Raw genomic sequence first — 22886 nt, 5'->3', positions numbered from 1 at the left:
ATTATCTATAATAGAGGATTCCGTAGTGGTAGTACTAAAATGATATTTGTCTTTGTATAACTGAGAAGTATTTGCTAACTTTGTTATCTATAACCAGAAAAAGGATAGGGTTATGACTATAGAGGAGAAGCAACTGGAATTTATGATTTATTGCATAGAGAGTACCGCGGAACGATTAGGGCGTTATGGTTCGGATGTATATAATAAACTGAAGGAACTAGGAGCGATCAATGGCTATATCCGCTCTTATTACGATACCTTGCATACGCAAGGGAAATCATATATCGTAGACTCCATCTTAGAATATATTTACTATCGTGATCCTCAATGGCTCCCGGACGGATATAAACCCTTCCGTAGTATTGAAGAGAAAGGGAAAACACTATGTTGACGGTTTATCATGGTTCCACTTGCCGCATAGAGGAGCCTTTGGCTGGGGTTTGCCGGCCTAATCTGGATTTTGGAATCGGGTTCTATGTTACGGACTTGAAAGAACAGGCAGTTCGTTGGGCACTTCGTACAGCAGAGGTACGTCATAAGGATGAGGCTTGGCTGAATGTTTATTCTTTGGATATGGATGTCTGTCGTGTCTTGCCATATCGCTATTTATGTTTCGAAACTTATGATGCTGATTGGTTAGACTTTGTAGTGGCCTGTCGTCAAGGTCGAAATTTGTGGTCAGCTTATGACATGATAGAAGGAGGTATAGCGGATGACCGTGTGATTCGTACGATTGACCTTTATATGCGTGGGGATTATACACGCGAGGAGGCCTTGGCTCGTCTTATCCATCAAGAGCCTAATAACCAGATTTGCATAATTAACCAAGAGATCATAGATCGTTGCCTCTGCTTTACGGAAGCGTTTCTTTTACCTAAAACATCTGCTCCACTTGTTGTCCCTGGTGCGGCTGATACGGTTATGCAGGGTAAATATAGGGGAGTTATCGAACTGCTTGCGTCTCGTTTGCGTATTTCTACCGATAAAGCATTAGACCTTTTTTATAATAGTGATACTTATAAATGCCTAACATTACGGAACGGAGATTTGCTTTTAAAAAGCGATCTCTACATTCTTGACGAAATCATACGAGAGCTGCAAGATAAACAGGGCTAGTGTCTTAACTTGCGTGCGGTTCCTTCTATACAAAAGGACACTTGTTCGTATTCTTCCTTTATAACCTTCTTATTCTCTAAAAGATAAGCTTGTATTCTTCGTTTGGCGGCGGCGAACGATCATTCGCTGCCGCCGAATATATATTCACTGCCGCCGAACGAACGTTCGCTGTCGCTGAATAAAGTATATATTAGGTAGTGCGGAAATTTACATAGGGTTCAAGAAACATTTGTTTTGGTTTGTTTCGGCTTTTGTCCTTATGGATTGGATGAGGAATTCTAAATATTCGCATGGATGTTTGCGGGATTCATGGGAAATTCCGTACTTTGTACCGAGCCGTTAGAGTGGAAGCTCGGCGGGTTCGTTTTCGTGGAAAAGGCGTTAAAAGATATTATTCCCACTTCTGAAATCCCCAATTTCGTGCCCGGGAATAATAACAACAGACGCCCATGCTTGTTATAGTTACTTCGAGAGGAGCATCTTATAATGAAGCGTGGGGCTGCTGTTTGTTATCCGGGCAGGGTATGGGGATACCTAGAGGTGGGTGACAATGGCTAAGCCTCGCGCTTTTTCTTTGTGTGGATGATAAGGAGCGGTTGATGATTGTAGGGCAAATCAATTATTAATTCAAATAGAATGAGTATGAAAAAACTTTTCTTTCTTTTTGCTTTTCTCGTAGGACTTGGGATAAGTAGTAGTGTATATGCGCAATTGGTGAAGGAGGTAACACTGACCTCTGCCAATACGCTGGCATCCGAGCTAGGAGCGGATGTGGGCAAGGTAACGAGCTTGAAAGTAAATGGGCTACTGAGAGCGGAGGACTTTAAGACGATGAAGGAGCAGATGGGTATGCTTCAAGTGCTGGATATGAGTGGGGTGACGGAGTTGCCTAAAATGGGTGGCGCTTGGGCAGATTTACGCTATATCCCAGCTAATTCTTTCCAAAACAAGTTGACGCTCCGAAAAGTGGTATTTCCGGGAGTACTTCAAATTATAGAGCGGGAGGCCTTCTCTGACTGTAGTACCTTGACAGACTTGGATTTCTCGAAAGCTACGCAATTGCAGAGGATAGAATATAATGCCTTTTATAAATGTAGTGGTTTGCTGAGCTTGGATTTATCGACGTGTGTGAATTTAGTGGAAATAGGGTCTTCTGCTTTTAGGTTTTGTAGCAATTTAGTGACGGTAAATTTGACGGGATGCGTTAAGCTGACGAGTTTGGGGAGTTGGGTATTTGGCGAGTGTTCCTCTTTGCAAACGGTGGAGTTATCTGGTTGCTCGGCATTGAAGACGATTCAAGGGTATGCGTTTTATGCCTGTCGTAATTTGACACGTGTTGCGTTGGATGGCTGTACGGTATTGGAGACGATAGAATTTTATGCATTTAATGGGTGTTATCAATTATCTGGTTTCGATTTCTCTCAATTGACAGCCTTAAAAGATATAGGCGAAAGAGCTTTTGAAGGTTGTGCCTTGGCTGGTGATATCGCTTTTGCTTCTGGAATCACCCAATTGGGTAGATCTGCCTTTTCTAATTGTCGTAATATCACTAGCGTTGATTTCAGTAAAAGCACACAGCTCGCAGTTATTTCTTCTGGAACGTTTAGTTCTTGTCAAAGCTTGAAAAAAGTAGATCTGAGTAATTGTGTATCCTTGAATACGTTGAATCTAGCTGCTTTTGAAGGGTGTTCTTCTTTGGAGGAAGTCGTAATCAATAACGGTTTCTATACCTCTATCGATGGAGTCCTTTTTGTGGTGGACAAGGCTACTTTATTACTCTATCCGGCGGGAAAGAAGAATGAGGCTTATACGATTCCTTCTACGGTGAAGACGCTTGGTGAGCGTTCGTTTCCTTATAACGAATCATTGATGGAACTGACGATCCCGGAATCTGTGTTGACTATAAAAGGAGAGGCTTTTTATAACGGATCTTTCTCGGGAAGAGGAGCGAAAGTAATCATGAAGGCTGAGAAGCCGATCGGCTTGTCGCAATCGATCGGTTTGGAGAATGCGTTGGTATATGTACCGAAAGGCTTTGCTAAGGCTTATCGTGAGGCTGCTTTTTGGAAAGAAAGCAAGATTGTAGAGATCGATGCGGATCCTGTAGTAGTGACCTTGGATGCGGCCGGTTCGCTGGGTGCGAAATTGACGGAACTGAATATTCCATTGGCTACTATCTTAGATTTGCGTATCATCGGTCCGATGAACGCTAGTGACTTCGAGGTCATTAAGCAAATAGAGCTGTTGCAAAAGGCTGATTTGAGCAAGGCTACGATGGAAGAGGATCGATTACCGAATTATGCGTTTGGAGGGTTGCGTTATTTGGAAGATGTTATTCTTCCGAATACGATAAAGGAGATAGGTAATTCTGCGTTCTCTGGTTTATCCGCATTGCGGAAAGTGAATATGCCCGAGTTTGTAGAAAGGATAGGGGAGTCTGCGTTCTCGGACTGTTACAGCTTGCAAAAGATTGATTTATCGTTATTGTCTCACTTGAAGGCGATCGGTTACTCTACTTTCTCTTCCAGCTCATGCGTACCCGTTTCATTGAAACTTCCGGATGGATTGGAGCGGATTGACGGTTACGCTTTTAATAATACTGGTGTTACTTCCGTGGACTTCTTGAATACGTCCTTGTCTTATATAGGCAACAATGCATTCTATGCATGTCCGATCACCGGCACATTATCTTTCCCCGGTACCTTACGATCCATAGGCAATTCTGCTTTCGCTTCCGCAAAGGTCTCATCTATCAAGTTGAAGTCTACAGAGATGGTACGTTTGGATGGAGCTGATGTTTTTAAATCCGTAGATAAGACCACCTGTAAAGTTTACGTCCCGAAAGGCATGAAGGATACTTATAAAGCAAACACCTATTGGTCTCCATTCGGAAATAACATTGTGGAGTTTGGGCAGTTGATTACGTCAACTTCTAATAATGAAAATTATGGATGGGTAGAAGGTAGCGGTGCCTATGAAGAGGGGGAAATAGTGACTTTGAAGGCGGTTTGTCAGGATGGAAATTGGGAAGATTATTATTGGGCTAAATATGTTAATTTGTTCTTTGGCTGGTATGATGGTGAGACAAAAGTCTCCGATGATACTATATATACTTATAAGGCAGGTAAGGAGGACAAAGCATTTGTCGGTAAATTCGTGCGTATAAGTTTCCCTAATACATCAGACCTTCTTCAAATGGTAAGAAATGATAGTAAATCCATTACGGTGAGGGTGGAGATGCCTGCCGATGATCCTCGATTGTTTGCTGGTTGGTATGAGAATGATCAATGTGTTTCCAAGGAAGAAGAGTTGACGGTGCAAGTTGGTATGGTAGACCGATCCTTGGAGGCTCGTTTCTTCGACGATGGACTTATGGTTGTTAACGGTGGTAATGTCATCGTAAATGATCAGAATAAGGTGGATGGACCTGCTGTAATTTTGCATCACGGTAGCCTCACCGTTGAGGGTAATGAGATTTGGAAACCGAAGAGCTTTGCTTACTATCGGGATGCCTCCTTGCTGGTGGATGCTGAGATACAGACCGAGGCGATCTCCTTCAATTGGAACGCTAGGAGTAACTATTGGCATTTCGTATCCTTTCCCTACGACTTGAAGATGTCCGAGATCAAGCTGACAAGCAGCGACGCTCGCTTTGTCGTACGGGAATACGATGGCAAGTCTCGTGCCGATAAGGGAGTGGGCGAGTCGTGGCGACAGCTTTCCGATTCGGAGACCTTGAAGGCGAATACGGGATATATCATCCAGTTCAACAGTAACGATGGGTTACCCGATGCATTTACCACCAAGACCGGTGATATGAAAGCTCTCTTTAATCGGGCGAGCGTGACGATTCCGTTGAATACCTACGCTTCGGATAATGCCATGAATGCCAATTGGAACTTCGTGGGGAATCCGTATCCCGCCTATTATAGCGTGGAGCGATTGTTCGCTGATGGATTGGACGCTACGGTGACGGTTTGGTCTCCCGATTTGAATAACTACGAGTATTATACGCAGGATGATAAGGATGTCTATCTGGCACCGCTTACGGCCTTCTTCGTACAAAAGAAGACTTCCAACTTAGTATTCAATCCGGAGGGCCGTGTGGCTGCCCTGCCGAGGGAAACGCAAGCAGCTTCAGCGTTACGTAGTGTGGATAACCGTCAAGTTGTCAACCTGCTGTTGGCAGGCGAGAAGGCAAGCGACCGTACCCGTGTGGTATTCAACGAGGCTGCCTCGCTGGAGTATGAGATCGGTCTTGATGCTGCCAAGTTCGGCAGTCCGAATGCGGAGGCCGCCTCTTTCTATAGCTTGGATACGCAAGGGAATCGATTGGCTATCAACGAGCGTCCGGTAGCGGATGGCGTGGTACGCCTTGGATGTGTCCTGCCTGCTAAGGGAAGCTATACGATCTCATTGAAAGAGAGGATTGGCAAAGGTATTCAGTTAGTGGATAAGCAGACGGGTGCCGTATGCGACCTGAACCAAGAGGCTTATACCTTCGAGGCCGAGGCTGGAACCCTCTCTGACCGCTTTGAGCTGAGAAGCGATGTGGTGACTTCTGTTGAGGCAATCGATGCGTCGATTCGCTGGAACGTGCGAGAAGGCTTGTTGATCGTGTCCGGCTTGCGTGATGTGGAAACTTTGAGTGTATGCGATGCGGCGGGTCGTATTCATTTCGCTGGTAAAGTGACGGATGGTGAGGTACGTATGGCCCTACCTCAGTCTGGTATTTATTACATGACATGGACGACAAAAGCGGGCGAGCGTCAGACTTGTTCCATTAAATGGTAATCGCTATGAGAAAACGATTGTTTCGATATATTACGATGGCTTTGTCTCTTTGGATCTTCCTCGGAGGATCCATCGGGCAAGTCTATGCGCAGGATGAGTTCAATCCGACTCCTCCACCGGAGCCGGGGAAACTAACGCTCTTACTCTCCACGGATCCCCACGGATCCGCTTATTTGGAGCAAACGAATCCCTCCGGCATTTATGATACGGGTACGGAAGTAACGGTACGGGCCTATCCGCATACGGATTATGAGTTTGTGGCTTGGCAGTCCGCTGATGGAGAAGAATTGTCCGGCCTCTCGGAATATACCTTCACCCTTACGGAGAAAAACGCTCGCTTGATTGCCAAGCTACGTTTTAACCCGAAGGAGAATCCATCGGAGCCGGGAGATGGTTATTATAATCTGATTACGACCGTCGCTCCTTCCATGGCCGGATGGGTAGAACAGAGTGGCCAAGGTATTTATGAGAATGGCAAAGAGGTGACACTTATCGCCCATGCTTATCCCGATTATGTGTTCGACCATTGGGAGAGCGATGGGAAGAATGTATCGGAAGAGACAACCTATCGCTTCACCATGCCGGGCAAGCATGTGTACCTGCGGGCCGTGTACGACTGGAAGCCGCAAAGTCCTATCGAGCCGGAGATCGGGTATTGCCTTTACGTAAACACTTCCGATCCGGAGGCCGGCTATGTATCGCAAAGCGGAAACGGTATCTATGAGTTAGGGGATGAGGTGACCGTGATCGCCTCGCCTACGAAAGACTATGACTTTATCGGCTGGTATGATGAGGCGGGTATGTGCCTGTCTACCGACATCTCTTATACGTTGACTATTAGTAAGCGAACCACTACGATCGAGGCTCGTTTCAAGAAGAGAGAGGCACCGGTGGATGAGGTGGAGATCGTACCCGGGCCGAATCCGGATGATCCTTCATCTACGGAGAAAGGCGGCGAGGTGGAAGTGATAGGCGAAGCCATTCCCGGCCAAACGGTCGAGATCATCGCGATGCCAAAACCGGGTTATGCTTTTGAAGGTTGGTATTTGGATGGCGTGTTTATCCCGGAAGCGGAGATGAGCCATGAGATCTTGATCGGTAAAGATATGGGTAAGCTAGAGGCTAAATTTCGGGAATTACCCGTTGACTTGGAAGTAGAGGGTGGAGAGAACGGTTGGGCGGAAGTGACTCGCTATCGAGGCGATGTCATTAACTTGAAGGCCGAGCCGATCGTAGACCATACCTTTATGGGATGGTACTTGCTGGATCAGTTATTGTCGAAAGCCTTGCATTATGATTTCGATGTCAATATCCTACGTGCGGTCTTGCCCGCTATTCGTGCGGTGTATACCAAAGGTACGGTGGCCAATGAGACGATCGCTAGGGAGGAACTAGTCACGATCGCTTTCTCCGGGAACCAACTCTGCGTGACTGCTCGCCAAGCGATCCGTAGATTGATGGTTTATTCGTTCGAGGGGGACTTATTAGGTACTAACGGCCAAATGGAACAAGGTGATATCTATCGCTTATCCATACGTAGCCCCTTACTTCTCGTTATCGAGGCAACGGATGGTACTCGTATCGTCTGTAAATTGTCCTCCGGACGGTAGTCCGTGGCGTGATTTGGATATATGATTCTTTCAATGCCCATTCTAAGGTTCTTATAATGCCCATCGTAAGCTCCTTTGAATGGGCATTGTTAGATGCTTACGATAGGCATTGTAAGAAACGATAAACAAAAAGCCATCCGGCATTCCGCTGGATGGCTTTTCGTATGGCAATAGAATCGGAGAGATTAGACTCTCTTTTCTTTGATTCTTGCTTTCTTACCGGTAAGGGCACGCAAGTAGTACAATTTAGCACGACGTACTTTACCGACTTTGTTAACCGTGATGCTTTCGATAAACGGAGATTCGATCGGGAAAATTCTCTCTACACCTACGTTCTCAGACATCTTACGAACTGTGAAACGTTTTTTGTCGCCGTGACCGGAGATACGGATAACAACACCGCGATACTGCTGGATACGCTCTTTGTTACCCTCTTTGATACGGTAAGCTACCGTGATCGTATCACCACTCTTGAATGAAGGAAGTTCCTTCTTCGTAGCGAACGCTTCTTCTGCAATCTTAATTAAATCCATTGTTTATAGCTTTTTAATTGTAATTTATAATGAAACGCAATTTAACGGGCTACATTTCCCGACAGAGATTACGTAAAGCGGGTGCAAAGTAACGAAATAAATATTTGATTCGCAATAGATAGATGCTTTTTTGCTCGCTATTTGATTAAATCTTTTATGTCTACCAAGGATTCAAACCATTGACATCCACCAGCGATTCCCGTTCCTCCTTCCACATTGCTGTAGATCCGGACAGGCTCGGCCAGACCTACATTCGTAAGTCCGCCCATGATACCTTCATTCTCGATGTTTTGTAAAGATAGCAGATATTGGTAATAGGGTTCGGACAGGGAATATAAACGAATATGGCGTTTGGTATAATATTTAGTATCGGACCTGAGTTGTTCTTTTACTTGCAATGTGTATTCCTTTCCGTCGAACAGCTCGTCGGAAAATACCCGTCCCCGCCAATTTACCATCGAGGAGCCGAAAACCTCATCCAAGATACCTTGTTGCTGCGTGAATACGGGATCTACGGAGAAGTCCAACAGGACACCAAGATGGTCGTCATCTCCCCATATCTGTAGAGAATAGTAATTTGATTTACCCGGGGTATCTTGGAAAGTGATTTGATAGATAAGCACATCGTTTTCTTCTATGTAGGAGATATTCCCATCTCCATCGACAAGGGTACCGCCGTTGCCGGTAGCTTCTTTACGGGGAATTATGCGCAGGCCTTTGATTTCGGTCTTGGAAGGAATCTTATCTTCCGCCGAGGCTGTTCCATATTCCGGGGTGGAAGCTACAATCTTTACGGTTTGTCCGGGCTGTGGAACCGTATTCGATATATAAAGCGTATCTGTTACCCATCCACCTCGATCCTCTCCGAGCCAACGAGAAGATTTCCAATAGGAATATTCTTTCCAAGGCATCTCCTCCTTGAAGATCCCGTCTATGTATAATTCCACCTTGGCGTTTCGAATCGTCACGTCCGGCTTGCTCTCTGAGTGAAACCATGTGCGGGATATGCTGGCCATTACGACTGTATCCGGCGAGAAGGCCGAGTTGATCACCATTTTCGGTGTAGTACGATATTCCTCTAGGTCAAACTTCCTGTAGCAGGAGGTTAGGAGCAGGCTGGATAATAAGATTGATAAATAGAATATAGGTTTCATGTTCTTTAGAATTTATAAGTATATGATATAGACGGAATGATCGGTAAGAGCGATAACGTCTCGAAATAATGGCTGTAGTTTATCCAAGACCGCTTATGGATAGTTATCGGGTTCATCTGGCAATAAGCGTTATATACGCTGATATTCCAGATACCGAGATGGCCGTTCTTTTTAGGTCGATAAATATTAATCCCCAGATCTAAGCGGTGGTAAGCGGGGAGACGTACGTTATTACGCTCCGTGAAATAGTCCAAGCCTCCTTCCGGTAAGAGCGGAGGGACAGGAGTGAGGCCCAAATCCTCGTAATTCTCGAATGCCACCGTAACCCGGTTTCCGGTCATGAAAGTCCAGCTTCCGGTCAGTTCCAATTTCTCGTTGATCTTCCAGTTTGCGACGATATTCAGCTTATGGCGGTTATCGTATTTCGCGGGGAAACGTTTGCCATTATTAATCTCGTCGAACTGCCGGTCGCTCCACATTAGTCCGTATCCGATCCATCCTGTTATACGCCCCGTCTCTTTCCGGGCGATAAACTCCGCTCCGTAGGCCCACCCCTTACCGGCGGCCAGTTTCTCCTCCCAACCGACGAACGAGGGTAAGAAGTTGTAACCATCTTTATAATCCAGTAGGTGATTCATCCATTTATGATAACCTTCCACCGCGAAGGAATAGTCTTTGTGTAAATTGTAATAAGCGCCGACGGATACTTGATCACTCTCCAATGGCTTCAGCTTCTTGCTGACCGGCATCCACATATCGGTAGGGAGACTCATATAACTTTCGCTGATCTGATGTACGTATTGATTCATCCGGGCGTATGAGGTCTTAAGGCTTAGATTCCTCGTGAGCAGGAAGCGTACGGATAAACGAGGGTCTAAGGAGACATATGTCTTCTTTTGTATATTATACATGTTCAGGCGTAATCCGGCGTTAACCCGGACAATGGGAGATATCGCCCAGTCATCTTCGGCGAAAACAGCCAACTCATTCGCTGAAAGGCGCTCGTCTCCGGTAGTTCGTTTGGTCGGAGACAAATTCTCGGAGGTCTTTTCCTCGATATATTCCGGGCTGAAACGATGGTAAAGATAGTCGGTGCCATAACGGATATGATGTGCCGGGGTAGGAATATAGTCGAAGTTCGCATGGACTCCGAAATCATTGATACCGTTTCGGGTTGAGGTCTCGATAAAACGTGAAGAATAATCTTTGTCACCCTCGGTTCCGTAGTATTGTGAAGTCTCTTGTTTTAGTTTGGATTGATAATGGGAATAAGCCAAGGTGACGGTACCGAACATCTTGTTGTTAAACACATACGACCAGCCGGAAGATAATGCGATGTTACCCCAGCGCATCTTTCCAAAGTCCTTGTTCTCGAAAGGGGTTATATCATCACCTACGGAGAACTCGGAACTTCCTCCTTTTAGGAAATCCTGTCCGAAATAGAAATTAACGTAAGCTTGGCTCCGGTCATTGATATGGTGGTTCACTTTTAGGTTCAGATCGGTAAAAGCATAGCGTGCGCTGAATTTCTCCCCCTTCTTTTTCTGAATTTTATTGTAGATCGCCAAACCCGGTGCGGACAAGGCATCCAGCCAAGAGCGACGGAAGGAGGCGTTGAACGAAGTCCGGTCTTTAATGATCGGCCCTTCGAAATTTAAGTTACCGGAGGTCAATCCCAGCATGGTGCTACCATGGTACACTTTCATATTGCCATCTTTAGTATGCACATCCACTACGCTGGAAAGCCTTCCCCCATAGCGGGCGGGGAAAGCGGATTTATAAAAATCCACATCTTTCAAAGCCTCGGCGTTGAAAGCGGAGAAAAGTCCTCCGAGATGATTGACCTGATACAGTTGGATTCCGTCTATCATATACAGGTTCTCGTCTCCATTCCCCCCACGGACATACATCCCGGCTAATCCTTCCGTTCCGGCTGATACGCCGGGTTGGGTTTGCAGGGCTTTGATCACATCGGCCTCACCGAATAAGGTCGGGATGGTCTTGATCATCTTCCGGGTTATTTTAATCGTTCCCATCTGAGGGGCTTGTATCGGGTTTTGTGTGTCATTACTACCGGTAACGACAACTTCGGCCAATGCTTCACCGCTTTCCAGCAGAATTTCCATCACGGTATCCCGTTCGAGCGGTTGGAATGTATGTGAGAAACGTCCGTATCCGATGTAGGAAGTCTCCAGACGGACTACCCCGACCGGTAAGGTTAGACTGAAGAAACCGTGGTTATTGGTAGCCGTGCCCCTTTGTGTGCGGGAGTCATAAACGGAGGCCCCGATTAGATACTCCGTAGTCGCTTTATCCCGTACGAATCCGCTGATGGTTACTGAGCGGGGGCGTTTCTTCAAGATGATGTGGGTACCGTTTATCTGATAAGACAGAGGGAGCTTTTGGAATAGCCGGGTAAGGCATTCCGATATGGATTGGTTATCAGATTTGAATGTAATCCGGGAAATGCCTTTGAGAATAGAAGGATCGTAGGAGAATGTCATGCCTGTTTGATGCTCTATTTTTTTCATGATTTCTTGGATCGGCTCTTGTTTAGCCTCGATACTGAGAGTCGGCGCTTGTCCCCAAGCGCTTGATTGAAAGCCGAAGATAATCAAGATTATGAGTAGTATTAGCTTCATGAAGTACTTCATTTTTTATTACGAGACAGGAAAGATAGTAAAAACCCCTATCACAATTCACGTTACTATTGCGATATTTTCTTATTTTTGGAGAGTAATAATGATAATGTTGTGATGAGACAGATTGGTATCTTGCTTTTGTGTTGTATTTCCCTTTTATCGGGTGGAGCTCAAACAGTCCCGAACCTTTATCGTTCGGTGGATCAGGAAAAGATGAATCATTGGGTTGATTCCGTGTTTGACGCTATGAGTTATGATGAACGGATCGGGCAGTTGTTTATGATTATAGCGAACCCTAAATCCGATAATCGGAATATGCAACGGCTCATGCGTTACGTGAACGAGATCAAGATCGGGGGTATCTTGTTCCATAAAGGGGATCCGGTGACGCAGGCGGAGGTGACCAATCGTTTGCAAAAGGCTTCCCGGATTCCGATGTTGGTCTCTTTGGATGGGGAGTGGGGACTTTCCATGCGATTAAGCGGAACCACCCGTTTCCCGAAAAATATGATGCTAGGCGCTATCGAGGACAATGCCTTGATCGAGGAATATGGAAAAGAGGTGGGACGGCAGTGCCGGGAAATGGGAATTCATATAAATTTCGCTCCGGATATGGACGTGAATAGCAATGTGGATAATCCCGTGATCGACCTGCGTTCGTTTGGCGAGAATCCGGAGGCTGTGTCGGAGAAAGGTATTGCTTACGCAAGAGGATTGGAAAGTACGGGCATCTTGTCTGTCTCCAAACATTTCCCCGGACATGGAGATACTTCTGAGGACTCGCACGAGACATTACCCGTCGTGCGCCATAACCGGGCCCGCTTGGATAGCGTGGAACTTCTTCCTTTTAAACGTTATATATATGATGGGTTCGCCGGGATAATGACGGGACATCTTTATGTTCCGGCATTGGACAAAAGTCATAAGCCGGCTTCTTTCTCTAAGGCGGTAGTGACGGATCTATTACAGAAAGAACTCGGTTTTCAAGGTCTGTGCTTTACGGATGCTTTAGCGATGAAAGGGGCTTCCACAAAGAAAACGGATAATCCTTCGGTGAAGGCTTTGCTTGCGGGGAATGATATCTTGCTCGCTCCGGCCGCTCCAATCAATGATTTTACGGCCGTGAAAGAGGCTATCGAGGAAGGGGTATTGGATCTGGAAGCGATCGAGGCCAAGTGCTTGAAAATATTAAGGTACAAATATATCGCTGGATTGAATGCCTATAAGCCGGTCGAAACAAAAGGCTTATCGAAACGTTTGAACTCTCCGCATGCGGCATGGATGGCGGCGAAATTGAATTCGGAGGCTATTACCGTTTTGAAGAATGAGGATACGATCTTACCTCTTAAACAGTTGAATAAGAAAAAGATCGCGGCACTCTCGATTGGAGACGGGGTTGGTAATGAATTCCAGAAAATGCTGGGCGAATATGATTCGATCGCTTGCTTTAGCATCGGACGGCGTTCTACGGCTGCCCAAGTCCAGCAGGTTTATAATAAATTGCAAAAATACGACGTGATCATTTGTGGCGTACATACGATTCGCATTCCCGAGAGTTTAGCGTTGAGGCAGTTGGCCGCGAAGAAAGAGTTGGTCTATGCTTTCTTTACCTTACCATATGCTTGTAAGGAATATAAGAAGTCGATCGAGAAGGCGAAGGCGGTCGTGTTGGCTTACGAGGGCACTCCCTTAGCGCAGGAATATGCGGCCCAAGTGATATTCGGTGGTATTGCGGCGAAAGGGAAACTTCCGGTTTCGATTCCGGGATTGTATTATGCGGGTACTGGTATTTTTACGGAAAAGACTCGTTTGGGGTATCACCAGCCGGAAGAGGTGGGAGCGAATCCGGACCGTCTGGATGTAATTGAGTCGATCGTTAAAGAGGGATTGGATGAGAAGGCTTATCCTGGATGCCAAGTGTTGGTGGCGAAGGACGGCGTGATTATCTATAATAAATCGTTCGGTTATTTTGATTACGAAAGTAGGCAGCCGGTCACGGAGTCATCGGTCTATGACTTGGCCTCGGCGTCAAAGGCGGCGGGAACTTTATTGGCGGTCATGAAAGCGTATGATGAGAAGAAATTCACCTTGAACAATAAGATCTCCGATTTTATACCGGAGTTGAAGGAGTCTAATAAAAAGGATTTATCGATAAAAGAGTTACTGTACCATCAATCGGGAGTGACTCCAACTATTAATTTCTATCTGGATGCCATTGATAAGGATAGTTATAAAGGCAGTTTATATAGTTCGGCGAAGAACGCTACGCATCCGGTTCGTTTTGACGCTAAAACGTATGTCCGGAATGATTTTAAATATCTTCCAGATGTAGTATCAGATACACGGAAACCCGGATTTACGACTGAGGTAGCCCGTAATTTCTATGTGAGTGATTCCTTTAAAGATACGATCCTTCAAGATATCAAGAAATCCCGTTTGGGTACGAGAGGTAGGTACGTATATAGTTGCGTGAATTTCATTATGCTGAAAATGATGGTGGAAAATCTGATGAAATCTCCGATGGACCAGCTTCTTCGGGATGATTTCTACAGCGGGTTAGGGGCTTGGCATACCACTTATAATCCGTTGAAGCGAATGGACACCTTGCAAATTGTACCTACGGAACAAGATGGGTTTGTCCGCCGTCAATTGCTTCGCGGATATGTGCATGATGAGGCGGCCGCTTTTCAAGGGGGTGTTTCTGGAAACGCTGGATTATTTTCGAACGCGAATGATCTGGCGAAGGTGCTCCAATTGATGCTAAACCAAGGGACTTATGGCGGCGAGCTCTATCTTTCTTTGGAAACCAGCCGTTTGTTTACACAAAGCAAGAGCCCGACTTGCCGTAGAGGGCTAGGATTTGATAAGCCGGTGATTGGTAATCCGAAAGCCTCGCCTTGTGGGGCTTTGGCTCCCGCCTCGGTCTATGGACATACAGGATTTACGGGTACTTGTTTTTGGATAGATCCGGATAACCAGCTTATTTATATATTTTTGAGTAACCGGGTGAATCCTAGCCGGGCAAATAATAAACTGGGATCGCTTGATATACGTACTCGCATACAGGATGCGATCTATAAGGCGATTGATAGGAAAAGCCAAAAAGATTCGTAATTTTGTGACAGTTTTAACAGATAGGTATTAATTAAAAAGCAGGTATATGTTATACGGACACGGTGATGATTTTTATAACGCAAAGAACGAGGTAAAGATAAACTTTAGCTCGAATGTGTGGCACGGAGCTAATTTAGATAAACTGAAGGAACATTTGATCGAGCATTTTGAAAAGTTGACTCGTTATCCGGAGCCGGATGCCGCAACTTTGAAAAGATTGTTGGCCCGCCGGTATGAGATCAAGGAGGAGAATATCGTAGTGACGAATGGTTCGATCACCGCTTTTTATTTGTTAGCGCAAGCTTGGCGAGGTGCGAAATCCATGATCGCTATTCCTTCTTTCTCTGAATATGAGGACGCTTGCCGTTTGCATGAGCATGAGATCTCTTTCTTCCCGACATCGGACGATTTATCAGAGTTATCCTTGGAGGGACAGGATTTCTGTTGGATTTGTAATCCGAATAATCCGGATGGAAAGCTGATCCACCGTACGGAGCTTCTCCGTTTGATCTCGGCGAATCCGCAGACTACCTTCATTATTGATCAGGCATACGTGGCTTTTACGACGGAAGACATGCTAAAGCCGAGTGACGTGAAAACGCATAAGAACTTAATCCTTGTCCAGTCTATCTCGAAGGCTTATAATATCCCCGGCTTGCGTATCGGTTATCTGGTCGCTTCTCCGGAGATCGCGGAGAAAGTGAACAAGTATATCATACCTTGGTCGGTAAATGCTATCGCTATCGAGGCAAGTAAATATATCTTGATCCATCCGGCGCAATTTACGTTGCCGATCCGTAAATGGCAGCGTGAGACCGCGGATTTTATTTACCAATTAAGTAAATTGGATGGCTTGGAGGTAATCCCGACCTCTACGACTTTCTTCCTTGTCCGTTTGAAGAAGGGTACAGCCGCTGATTTAAAGCAATTCCTTTTAGATAATTACGGAATCTTGATCCGTGACGCTTCGAATTTCCGGGGCTTGGATGAGACTTATCTACGGCTCTCTACCCAGAAAGCTGATGAGAACCAGCTTTTACTTGAGGGGGTAAAGATTTGGTTGGACCAACGATAAACGACTATGAAGGGGAGGGGGGAACCCCTTCCTGTTAAAAAAGCCAGCCGATAAATAGAGGTAGGTAATCTTTTAGCTCTGTCTTTAGAAGTTCTGTTGCCTTGTTCTTGTATCTTTCCACGGTTCGTATGGATATTTGCATTTCCTCTGCGATTTCTCCATAGCTCTTATTCTCGAAACGATTCTTCTCGAATGCGAGCCGATAGTTCTCCGGTAGCTTGTCAAGGGCTTGTCTTAATAACGTTTGCAGTTCTTCCCATGTGTAGAGTTCCTCACTACTTTCCGCATAGATCGGGATTTGTTCTTGGATGAGCGATTCGTAATATCTTTCATGGTTGCGTTGCAGATAATTTAAGCAGTGATTTCTGGCGCAAGTGACGAGATAGCTACGTGCGGAGGTCTTTACTGAGATACGGCTGCGATTTTCCCAAATAGCGAAAAACACGTCCTGCACGATATCTTCTCTTGTTTCCTTATCTGTGATAAAGCGTTTGGCGTACATACAAAGTGCCGGATAATATAACTCGAATAAGCGGTGGAAGGCGAGCCTATTATCTTCAGTCGTAATTTGTTCTAAAAGTAAATCGACATTAATAGCCTTGGTATGATTTCTTTCCATGATGGGGCAAAGGTATATATTTTTTGAAGAGAACAAAATTAAAAAAACTCATTTTCGCTGTCGTGTTTTTCTTTAGAGTGTGTCTCTATAAGTAAAGGAAGAAAATATATGGAAAGAAAGGTAGAACATAAAAGTGTGTCACGTCAGGTAGAGGAAATTAAAGCCTTGTCTGAGGACATATTAGAGTATCGATCGATTGACGTGCAAAAGGCATGGCTACGAATGGAACGTCGGGTAGGGCGGCAAGCTGTCAGACGAACTTTGTCGCTGCTTTTTACTCGTGCGGCAGTTATATTGGTGCTTCCGTTGTTATTTTCTTCGTTACTTTTCTCCTATTTGTATTATGCCACAAGATATGACGAGAAGTCCCAGCCTGTCGTTTATGCTGAGGTTAACTCCCTGCCCGGAACGATTACTCGGTTTGTGTTGCCAGACCAGTCTGTCGTATGGTTGAACTCGGGTAGTAAATTGACCTATCCGTCGGTGTTCGAGGAGAAAGAGCGCAAGGTGTTACTTTCCGGCGAAGGATATTTCGAGGTGGAGGCCGATCCGGAACATCCCTTTTGTGTATCAACTTCCGAAGGTTTACGGGTGGTGGCCTATGGAACAAAATTTAATGTCAATGCCTATGCTGACGAACCTTTTATAGAGGCCGTGTTGGAAAAAGGAAAGATTGACGTGATCCGGAATGATGAACGTATCCGATTGGAGCCGAACAAACAGGCGGTATTGGATAAGGAGAGCGGTACTTTCAGTGTTTCTGCGGCCAACCTGGAGGAGAAAATGGATTGGAAAGGAGGACGGATAGTTTTCCGGAATACTTCTTTGGATAAGGTGTTGAAACGATTGGAGAAACGATATAACGTGGAGATCGTATTGCATAAGAGCGGGAATGCGGAGTATAAATATCGGGCGACCTTTACTACGGAGACTTTGGAACAGATCTTGGATTATTTGAAACAGACTGCTCCTATCGAATGGACATCACGAGAGCCTTCGCAACGTCTGGATTCCTCGTTTGTTCGCCGGAGGATCGATGTTTATCAAAGATAATTGGAAATCTATACTAATATATTGTGTAATCATTAAATCTGTATGCTCATGAGCACATTTCATTTACGTAAGAGAAATCTTGCGCGGTGTTTACCTAATTCGGGCCGTATACTGAAACTTAGTACGGCATTTACATTTTTGACAGCTTTCCAGCTATATGCGGGAACATCTTCTTCGCAAGGAATGACACTTTCCTTGTCGTTGAAGAACGCAACGGTAGAACAAGCGATTGATCGGATCGAACAGGAGACTGGTTATTCTTTCTTGTATTCCAATCATGTCCTAGACACGAACCGTCTTATCAGTTTGAATGCTAGCAATAAGGATATAAGTGTGGTCTTGTCACAGGTTTTCGACAATATGGGGGTCGAATACAAGATTGTGGATAGGCAAATCATTTTGTCGCGTAAGGTGGAGTCCGCTCCTGTCGTACAGCAACAAGGCCGTAAGGTACAGGGTGTCGTATTGGATCCGAGTCAAGAACCGATCATTGGTGCGAATGTCTTGGTGAAAGGAACCTCTATTGGTACAATCACGGATATTGATGGTCGTTTCACGTTGGAAGTACCTGATAATGCGGTACTGGTCGTTTCTTATATCGGTTATTTGTCTATGGAGCTGACTCCGGGCTCGAAGACGGATCTGACGATATCTTTGAAAGAGGATTCGCAAAACTTGGACGAGGTTGTAGTGGTAGGTTATGGCGTTTCTCGTAAAAAGGACTTGACGGGTGCGGTTTCGGTCTTGAAGATCGATGACTTGAAAGATACACCGGTATCCAGCGTAGACCAAATGATGCAAGGTAAGTTATCTGGCGTGAACGTGATGCCGGATAATATGCCGGGTGGTGGTGTCGCTGTCCGTATCCGTGGTTATAGTACGATTCGTAACAATGACCCTCTTTATATCATTGACGGTATTCCCGTGGATGGGGGAATCAATTTCTTGAATCCGAATGATATAGAGTCCATGCAAGTATTGAAAGATGCTTCCTCTGCTTCTATTTATGGAGCGCGTGCCGCCAATGGTGTTGTTATCATTAATACGAAAAAGGGAAAAGAAGGACAATTCAATGTGAATTTAGATGCGTACTTCGGTGTACAAAAAGCGGCTAAACAATTGAAGATGTTGAATGCGCAGCAATTTGGCGATATGTTGTGGCAAGCGATGAAAAACGACGGAAAGACACCTTCACACGATGTTTATGGAAACGGTGATCAAGCGGTTGTGCCCGAATATCTGGATAAAGATCATAAAATTCCTTCTGATGACGTGGATTGGGTAGATGAGATTTTGCGTGCCGCTATCGTTCAATCCTATAACCTTTCCTTCACGAAAGCCGATAAGAAATCCAATCAATTGTTTTCTTTGGGGTATTATGATCAGCAGGGATTGGTGAAGTTAAGCGATTTCAAGCGTGTGAGCGGTCGCTTTAATTCCGAGTATAAATTGTTCGATGACCATCTTCGTATCGGGGAGAATATTTCTCTTTCTCATTCTTGGGGTACTAGTGTCTCCAATAATGCGGCGTTGGGAGGAACTTTGTATGAGGCCTATAAGTTCCAGTCGATCACACCGGTGAAGAACTTGGAGGATGAATATGCGGGAAATGTCTTTTCGGATATTCCTAACCCGATGGGAAAGTTGCATAGAAATAAGGATAACAAGGATAAGAAGAGCCGCTTGGTGGGTAATTTGTACGCAGAGCTGCACTTGTTTGACGGATTTATGTTCAAGACTTCTTTTGGTGCAGACTATAATAATCTATACAGACGTTCTTTTAGCCCTAAATATGATGAGATCAACGCTTCTGAGAAATTAAGTGGTTTGTCTAACCGGAATGCATGGAACTTCAACTGGGTGTTCACGAATACCTTGAACTATACCAAGACATTTGGCGATCATACGATCAATGCATTGTTGGGTCTGGAGTCGTTGAGAAACCGGTATGAGTATTTTACGGCTTCGAGAGATGGTTTCCCTTCGGATGATCCTAACTTCCATTTCTTGGATGCGGGCGATGTAGGAACCCAAAAGAACTCAGGGTCTGCCACGGAGTATAGCATGGTCTCTTATTTCGGCAAGATCGATTACAATTATCACGATCGTTATTTGGTCGCTTTCACTTTGCGTCGGGATGGATCTTCCCGTTTGGGGAATAATAAGTGGGGTAACTTCCCGGCCGCTTCGGTGGGATGGCGTATCAGTAATGAGCCATTCTTTGATGTGGAGGCTATCAATAACTTGAAGCTTCGTGTCGGTTGGGGACAAAATGGTAACTCTGATGTTCCTTCTTACGCAACGATCGATTCCTATAAGAGTAGTTCATCTACCTCGAATTATCCGATTGATGGAAGTCAAAGCTCTGTGGATTTAGGATTTGTGCAGACTCGTAATGGTAACGCTAATTTGAAGTGGGAGACGACCACTCAAACCAATGTTGGCTTGGACTTAGGTTTCTTAAGCGGTGACTTGAATTTGACATTGGACTTCTTTAATAAGGACACCAAGGATTTGTTGTGGCGTAGAGCCTTACCTGCTTCGATCGGAGGAACGAACATGACGGTTTGGGATAACGTCGGAAAGATGAATAACAAGGGTTTTGAGATGGAGGTGAATTATCAGAAACAGATCAATCAAGATTTTGGCTTCTCTGTAGCATATAATTTCTCTATCATCAAGAATAAGATGACAGAGCTGAATGGCGTGGATTATATTGGTCTTTCCAGCAGCGAACTTCATGGACGAAACTTTGACCAAGAGACCTCTCGTTCGGCGGTAGGACAACCGATCGGCTCTTTCTTCGTGTATGAGGCAGATGGCTTGTTTCAAAACGACGCAGAGATCCAAAACTATAAGAATGATAAGGGCGAGCTGTTGCAACCGAACGCTAAACCTGGCGATATTCGCTTTAAGGACTTGAACGGTGATGGAGTAATCAATAGCGAGGATCGTGATTTTGTAGGTAGCCCGCTGCCTGATTGCAGTATGGGTCTAACGCTTGGGTTCAATTATAAGAACTTTGATATAAGTGCGTTCTTCCAAGGGGTATTTGGTAACGAGGTTTATAATTTGACAAATTATTTGGGTGAGTTCTATAATCAAGCTCAGTATAATAAAAACTCTACGATTCTGGATGCTTGGAGACCGGATCATACGAATACGGATATACCACGTGTAACATTGGATGACCCGAATAATAATATCCGGCCTTCTACTTATTATATTCATAACGCTTCCTTCGTTCGTTTGAAGAATTTGAAGATTGGTTATACCTTGCCGGATCGGATCGCATCTAAATTGAAATTGAAACGTACCTATATTTATTTACAAGGACAGAACCTGTTTACGATAACGGGCTATAATGGTATTGATCCGGAGGTGGGTTTACAGAGCTATTCTTCCGAGAACCGAAATTTGGATATGGGTGTTGATCGTGGCGTATACCCGTTGCCAAGGACATTCACCTTAGGAGTTAATGTTAATTTTTAATTGAAAATCTGATGTACGATGAAAAAGATAGTTAGTTTAGTTGTTGCGGCTTTAGTGATGTGCTCTTGTGCCGATTCTTTTCTTTCTGAGGAGCCTGTAGGGGAATTTATGCCCGAGCAGGTAGAAAGTGAGGAAAACATAGAGGGAATCGTGATAGGTGCTTATGCGGTATTGGATGGATATTATGCTTCGGATGCGATCAACTCCGGTTGTTCGAATTGGCAGTTTGGGGATGTCGTATCTGACGATGCCTATAAAGGGGGTGGAGGTACCGGTGACCAAAACCAGATTCACTTGATGGAAATCTTTAATGCCAATCCGACGGGTATCGATTTTGAGGCTCGTTGGGCTGCTCTTTATGAGGGTGTAAAGCGTTGTAATCAAGCGATTCGTTTGTTGAGCAATAGTACGGTAAAGAACAAAGAGCAACGTTTGGCGGAAATGCGTTTCTTGAGAGGACACTATTATTTCAACTTGAAAGTCATCTATAATTTGATCCCTTGGATTGATGAGACGGTGGTTGATCCGAATGAGTATCATACGAAATCGAATATGGAGTTTACGTCCGACCAGCTATGGGAAAAGATTTTGGGGGAATTCTCTGCCGCTTATCAAGTCTTGCCAGAAAGCCAATCAGATTATGGACGTCCTACCAAAATGGCGGCAAAAGCTTATATGGCTAAGGTGTATTTATATCAGTCGAAATGGAAAGAGTGCCTAAGTGCTTGTGATGAGGTGATCCAGTCCGGGAAATATACGCTGTATCCTGATTTCAGGGAAGTGTTCTTGCCGGAGAATGATAACAACTCAGAAATTATTTTTGCGGTTCAGTTATCTATTAACGATGGAGCGTCCAGTAATCAAAACGGAAGTTATGGCGATCGTTTGTTACCGCCGGGAGGTCCTTATCCAACTTATGGATTCTTGCGGCCGACTCAGAATTTGGTAAATGCTTATAAGACGAATGAAAACGGCTTGCCTTATAATGATGGTAAGGATGTAGCGGAAAGCGACTATGTGGATGTTCGTTTGGATCATACCTTGGCTCGGCCAAATATTCCGTTTATGGATGTACAGGTGTATGATTGGACTCCAAGAGAGGCTAGCGTATATGGCCCGTATAGTCCGAAGAAACGTTTGGTATCGTTGAACTCTACCCATTACTCTCCAATATGGCCATATGTGAATGCGTTGAATTTTTACGTGATTCGTTATGCGGATTTGCTGTTGTGGAGAGCTGAGGCCGCTATCGAGACCGGTGATTTGGAGACTGGACGTAAGTATATTAATAAAATTAGGGAGCGTGCAAAGAATACACAGCATGTCAAGCTGTGGGATGATCAGTCGCAAGATGCCGCTAATTATAAGGTGGAGATTTATACCGAGCCATTTAAGTCGAAAAATGAGGCTGTGCAAGCATTGCGTATGGAAAGACGTTTAGAGATGGCTCATGAGGGTATCCGCTTCTTTGATTTAGTGCGTTGGGGTATTGCGGATGAGGTTCTCAATGTGTATTTTGAGAAAGAAAAAACATTCCGTTCCCACTTGCAGAATGCTCGCTTTGTAAAAGGAAAGCATGAGTATTTTCCTATACCTCAATCTGTTATAGATATTTGTGGTGCTGAGGTAATGAAACAGAATCCGGGTTATTAAAGTTTTATGAATGGTTGAAAGAAAAGGCAGT

13 protein-coding genes are annotated in these 22886 nt (G+C 44.9%); 9 read left to right on the top strand and 4 right to left on the bottom strand.

What is annotated here, in order from left to right; genetic code table 11:
- Positions 1 to 112 precede the first annotated feature (112 nt).
- From DW033_RS14525 to DW033_RS14510, 4 genes are all read left to right on the top strand, one after another.
- A complete protein-coding gene (locus DW033_RS14525) occupies positions 113 to 391 on the top strand; it encodes a DUF3791 domain-containing protein (RefSeq protein WP_005867148.1) in 279 nt (92 codons plus the stop codon).
- Positions 385 to 1116: a DUF3990 domain-containing protein gene (locus DW033_RS14520; RefSeq protein WP_005867149.1), complete on the top strand. Its 732-nt coding sequence runs from the start codon at positions 385 to 387 to the stop codon at positions 1114 to 1116. Before DW033_RS14525 ends, DW033_RS14520 begins: the two co-directional genes overlap by 7 nt.
- 642 nt (positions 1117 to 1758) lie before the next feature.
- Complete coding sequence (locus DW033_RS14515) at positions 1759 to 5910, top strand: leucine-rich repeat domain-containing protein (RefSeq protein ID WP_122382865.1); 4152 nt, start codon at positions 1759 to 1761, stop codon at positions 5908 to 5910.
- A gap of 5 nt (positions 5911 to 5915) precedes the next feature.
- Positions 5916 to 7520: an InlB B-repeat-containing protein gene (locus DW033_RS14510; RefSeq protein WP_229103457.1), complete on the top strand. Its 1605-nt coding sequence runs from the start codon at positions 5916 to 5918 to the stop codon at positions 7518 to 7520.
- A gap of 185 nt (positions 7521 to 7705) precedes the next feature.
- Here DW033_RS14510 and rplS read toward each other — a convergent pair whose 3' ends face one another.
- From rplS to DW033_RS14495, 3 genes are all read right to left on the bottom strand, one after another.
- Positions 7706 to 8053, bottom strand: coding sequence for a 50S ribosomal protein L19 (rplS, locus tag DW033_RS14505; RefSeq protein ID WP_005854040.1), 348 nt, complete (start codon positions 8051 to 8053; stop codon positions 7706 to 7708).
- A 137-nt stretch (positions 8054 to 8190) separates the two neighbouring features.
- Positions 8191 to 9207 (bottom strand): DUF4249 domain-containing protein, encoded by a 1017-nt coding sequence (locus tag DW033_RS14500; protein ID WP_034532066.1) that lies wholly within the window; start codon positions 9205 to 9207, stop codon positions 8191 to 8193.
- A gap of 5 nt (positions 9208 to 9212) precedes the next feature.
- The gene (locus DW033_RS14495; protein ID WP_122382864.1) at positions 9213 to 11849 is read right to left on the bottom strand and encodes a TonB-dependent receptor domain-containing protein; all 2637 of its coding nucleotides are present in this window, start codon (positions 11847 to 11849) and stop codon (positions 9213 to 9215) included.
- Positions 11850 to 11963: 114 nt separating this feature from the next.
- Here DW033_RS14495 and DW033_RS14490 point away from each other — a divergent pair, with 114 nt between their 5' ends.
- The gene (locus tag DW033_RS14490; protein ID WP_122382863.1) at positions 11964 to 14963 is read left to right on the top strand and encodes a glycoside hydrolase family 3 N-terminal domain-containing protein; all 3000 of its coding nucleotides are present in this window, start codon (positions 11964 to 11966) and stop codon (positions 14961 to 14963) included.
- A gap of 46 nt (positions 14964 to 15009) precedes the next feature.
- The gene (locus DW033_RS14485) at positions 15010 to 16038 is read left to right on the top strand and encodes a histidinol-phosphate transaminase (protein WP_122382862.1); all 1029 of its coding nucleotides are present in this window, start codon (positions 15010 to 15012) and stop codon (positions 16036 to 16038) included.
- A gap of 34 nt (positions 16039 to 16072) precedes the next feature.
- Here the strand turns inward: DW033_RS14485 and DW033_RS14480 are convergent, their stop codons facing one another.
- Positions 16073 to 16657: an RNA polymerase sigma-70 factor gene (locus tag DW033_RS14480; protein ID WP_008773734.1), complete on the bottom strand. Its 585-nt coding sequence runs from the start codon at positions 16655 to 16657 to the stop codon at positions 16073 to 16075.
- A 108-nt stretch (positions 16658 to 16765) separates the two neighbouring features.
- On the opposite strand from DW033_RS14480, the gene DW033_RS14475 reads away from it, so the two are divergent.
- The 3 genes from DW033_RS14475 to DW033_RS14465 are packed head-to-tail and all read left to right on the top strand — an operon-like array spanning position 16766 to position 22855.
- Positions 16766 to 17710, top strand: a complete 945-nt coding sequence (locus DW033_RS14475; RefSeq protein ID WP_022191762.1) for a FecR family protein — start codon at positions 16766 to 16768, stop codon at positions 17708 to 17710.
- 42 nt (positions 17711 to 17752) lie between these two features.
- Positions 17753 to 21202 carry a TonB-dependent receptor gene (locus DW033_RS14470; RefSeq protein ID WP_034532058.1) on the top strand — a complete coding sequence of 1150 codons (3450 nt, stop codon included), beginning with the start codon at positions 17753 to 17755 and terminating at the stop codon, positions 21200 to 21202.
- A gap of 18 nt (positions 21203 to 21220) precedes the next feature.
- Positions 21221 to 22855, top strand: coding sequence for a RagB/SusD family nutrient uptake outer membrane protein (locus tag DW033_RS14465; protein ID WP_087342423.1), 1635 nt, complete (start codon positions 21221 to 21223; stop codon positions 22853 to 22855).
- Positions 22856 to 22886: the final 31 nt, after the last annotated feature.

The organism is Parabacteroides sp. AF39-10AC (assembly GCF_003635405.1).
GTDB lineage: Bacteria > Bacteroidota > Bacteroidia > Bacteroidales > Tannerellaceae > Parabacteroides > Parabacteroides distasonis.
The sequence above is the reverse complement of the archived record's forward strand: the minus strand, read 5'-3'. Positions and strand labels throughout refer to the sequence as shown.

Excerpts from the sequence above, each read along its gene's own strand:
- DW033_RS14525 (WP_005867148.1), top strand. The coding sequence starts at position 113 with ATGACTATAGAGGAGAAGCAACTGGAATTTATGATTTATTGCATAGAG.
- DW033_RS14520 (WP_005867149.1), top strand. The coding sequence starts at position 385 with ATGTTGACGGTTTATCATGGTTCCACTTGCCGCATAGAGGAGCCTTTG.
- DW033_RS14515 (WP_122382865.1), top strand. The coding sequence starts at position 1,759 with ATGAAAAAACTTTTCTTTCTTTTTGCTTTTCTCGTAGGACTTGGGATA.
- DW033_RS14510 (WP_229103457.1), top strand. The coding sequence starts at position 5,916 with ATGAGAAAACGATTGTTTCGATATATTACGATGGCTTTGTCTCTTTGG.
- rplS (WP_005854040.1), bottom strand. The coding sequence starts at position 8,053 with ATGGATTTAATTAAGATTGCAGAAGAAGCGTTCGCTACGAAGAAGGAA.
- DW033_RS14500 (WP_034532066.1), bottom strand. The coding sequence starts at position 9,207 with ATGAAACCTATATTCTATTTATCAATCTTATTATCCAGCCTGCTCCTA.
- DW033_RS14495 (WP_122382864.1), bottom strand. The coding sequence starts at position 11,849 with ATGAAGCTAATACTACTCATAATCTTGATTATCTTCGGCTTTCAATCA.
- DW033_RS14490 (WP_122382863.1), top strand. The coding sequence starts at position 11,964 with ATGAGACAGATTGGTATCTTGCTTTTGTGTTGTATTTCCCTTTTATCG.
- DW033_RS14485 (WP_122382862.1), top strand. The coding sequence starts at position 15,010 with ATGTTATACGGACACGGTGATGATTTTTATAACGCAAAGAACGAGGTA.
- DW033_RS14480 (WP_008773734.1), bottom strand. The coding sequence starts at position 16,657 with ATGGAAAGAAATCATACCAAGGCTATTAATGTCGATTTACTTTTAGAA.
- DW033_RS14475 (WP_022191762.1), top strand. The coding sequence starts at position 16,766 with ATGGAAAGAAAGGTAGAACATAAAAGTGTGTCACGTCAGGTAGAGGAA.
- DW033_RS14470 (WP_034532058.1), top strand. The coding sequence starts at position 17,753 with ATGCTCATGAGCACATTTCATTTACGTAAGAGAAATCTTGCGCGGTGT.
- DW033_RS14465 (WP_087342423.1), top strand. The coding sequence starts at position 21,221 with ATGAAAAAGATAGTTAGTTTAGTTGTTGCGGCTTTAGTGATGTGCTCT.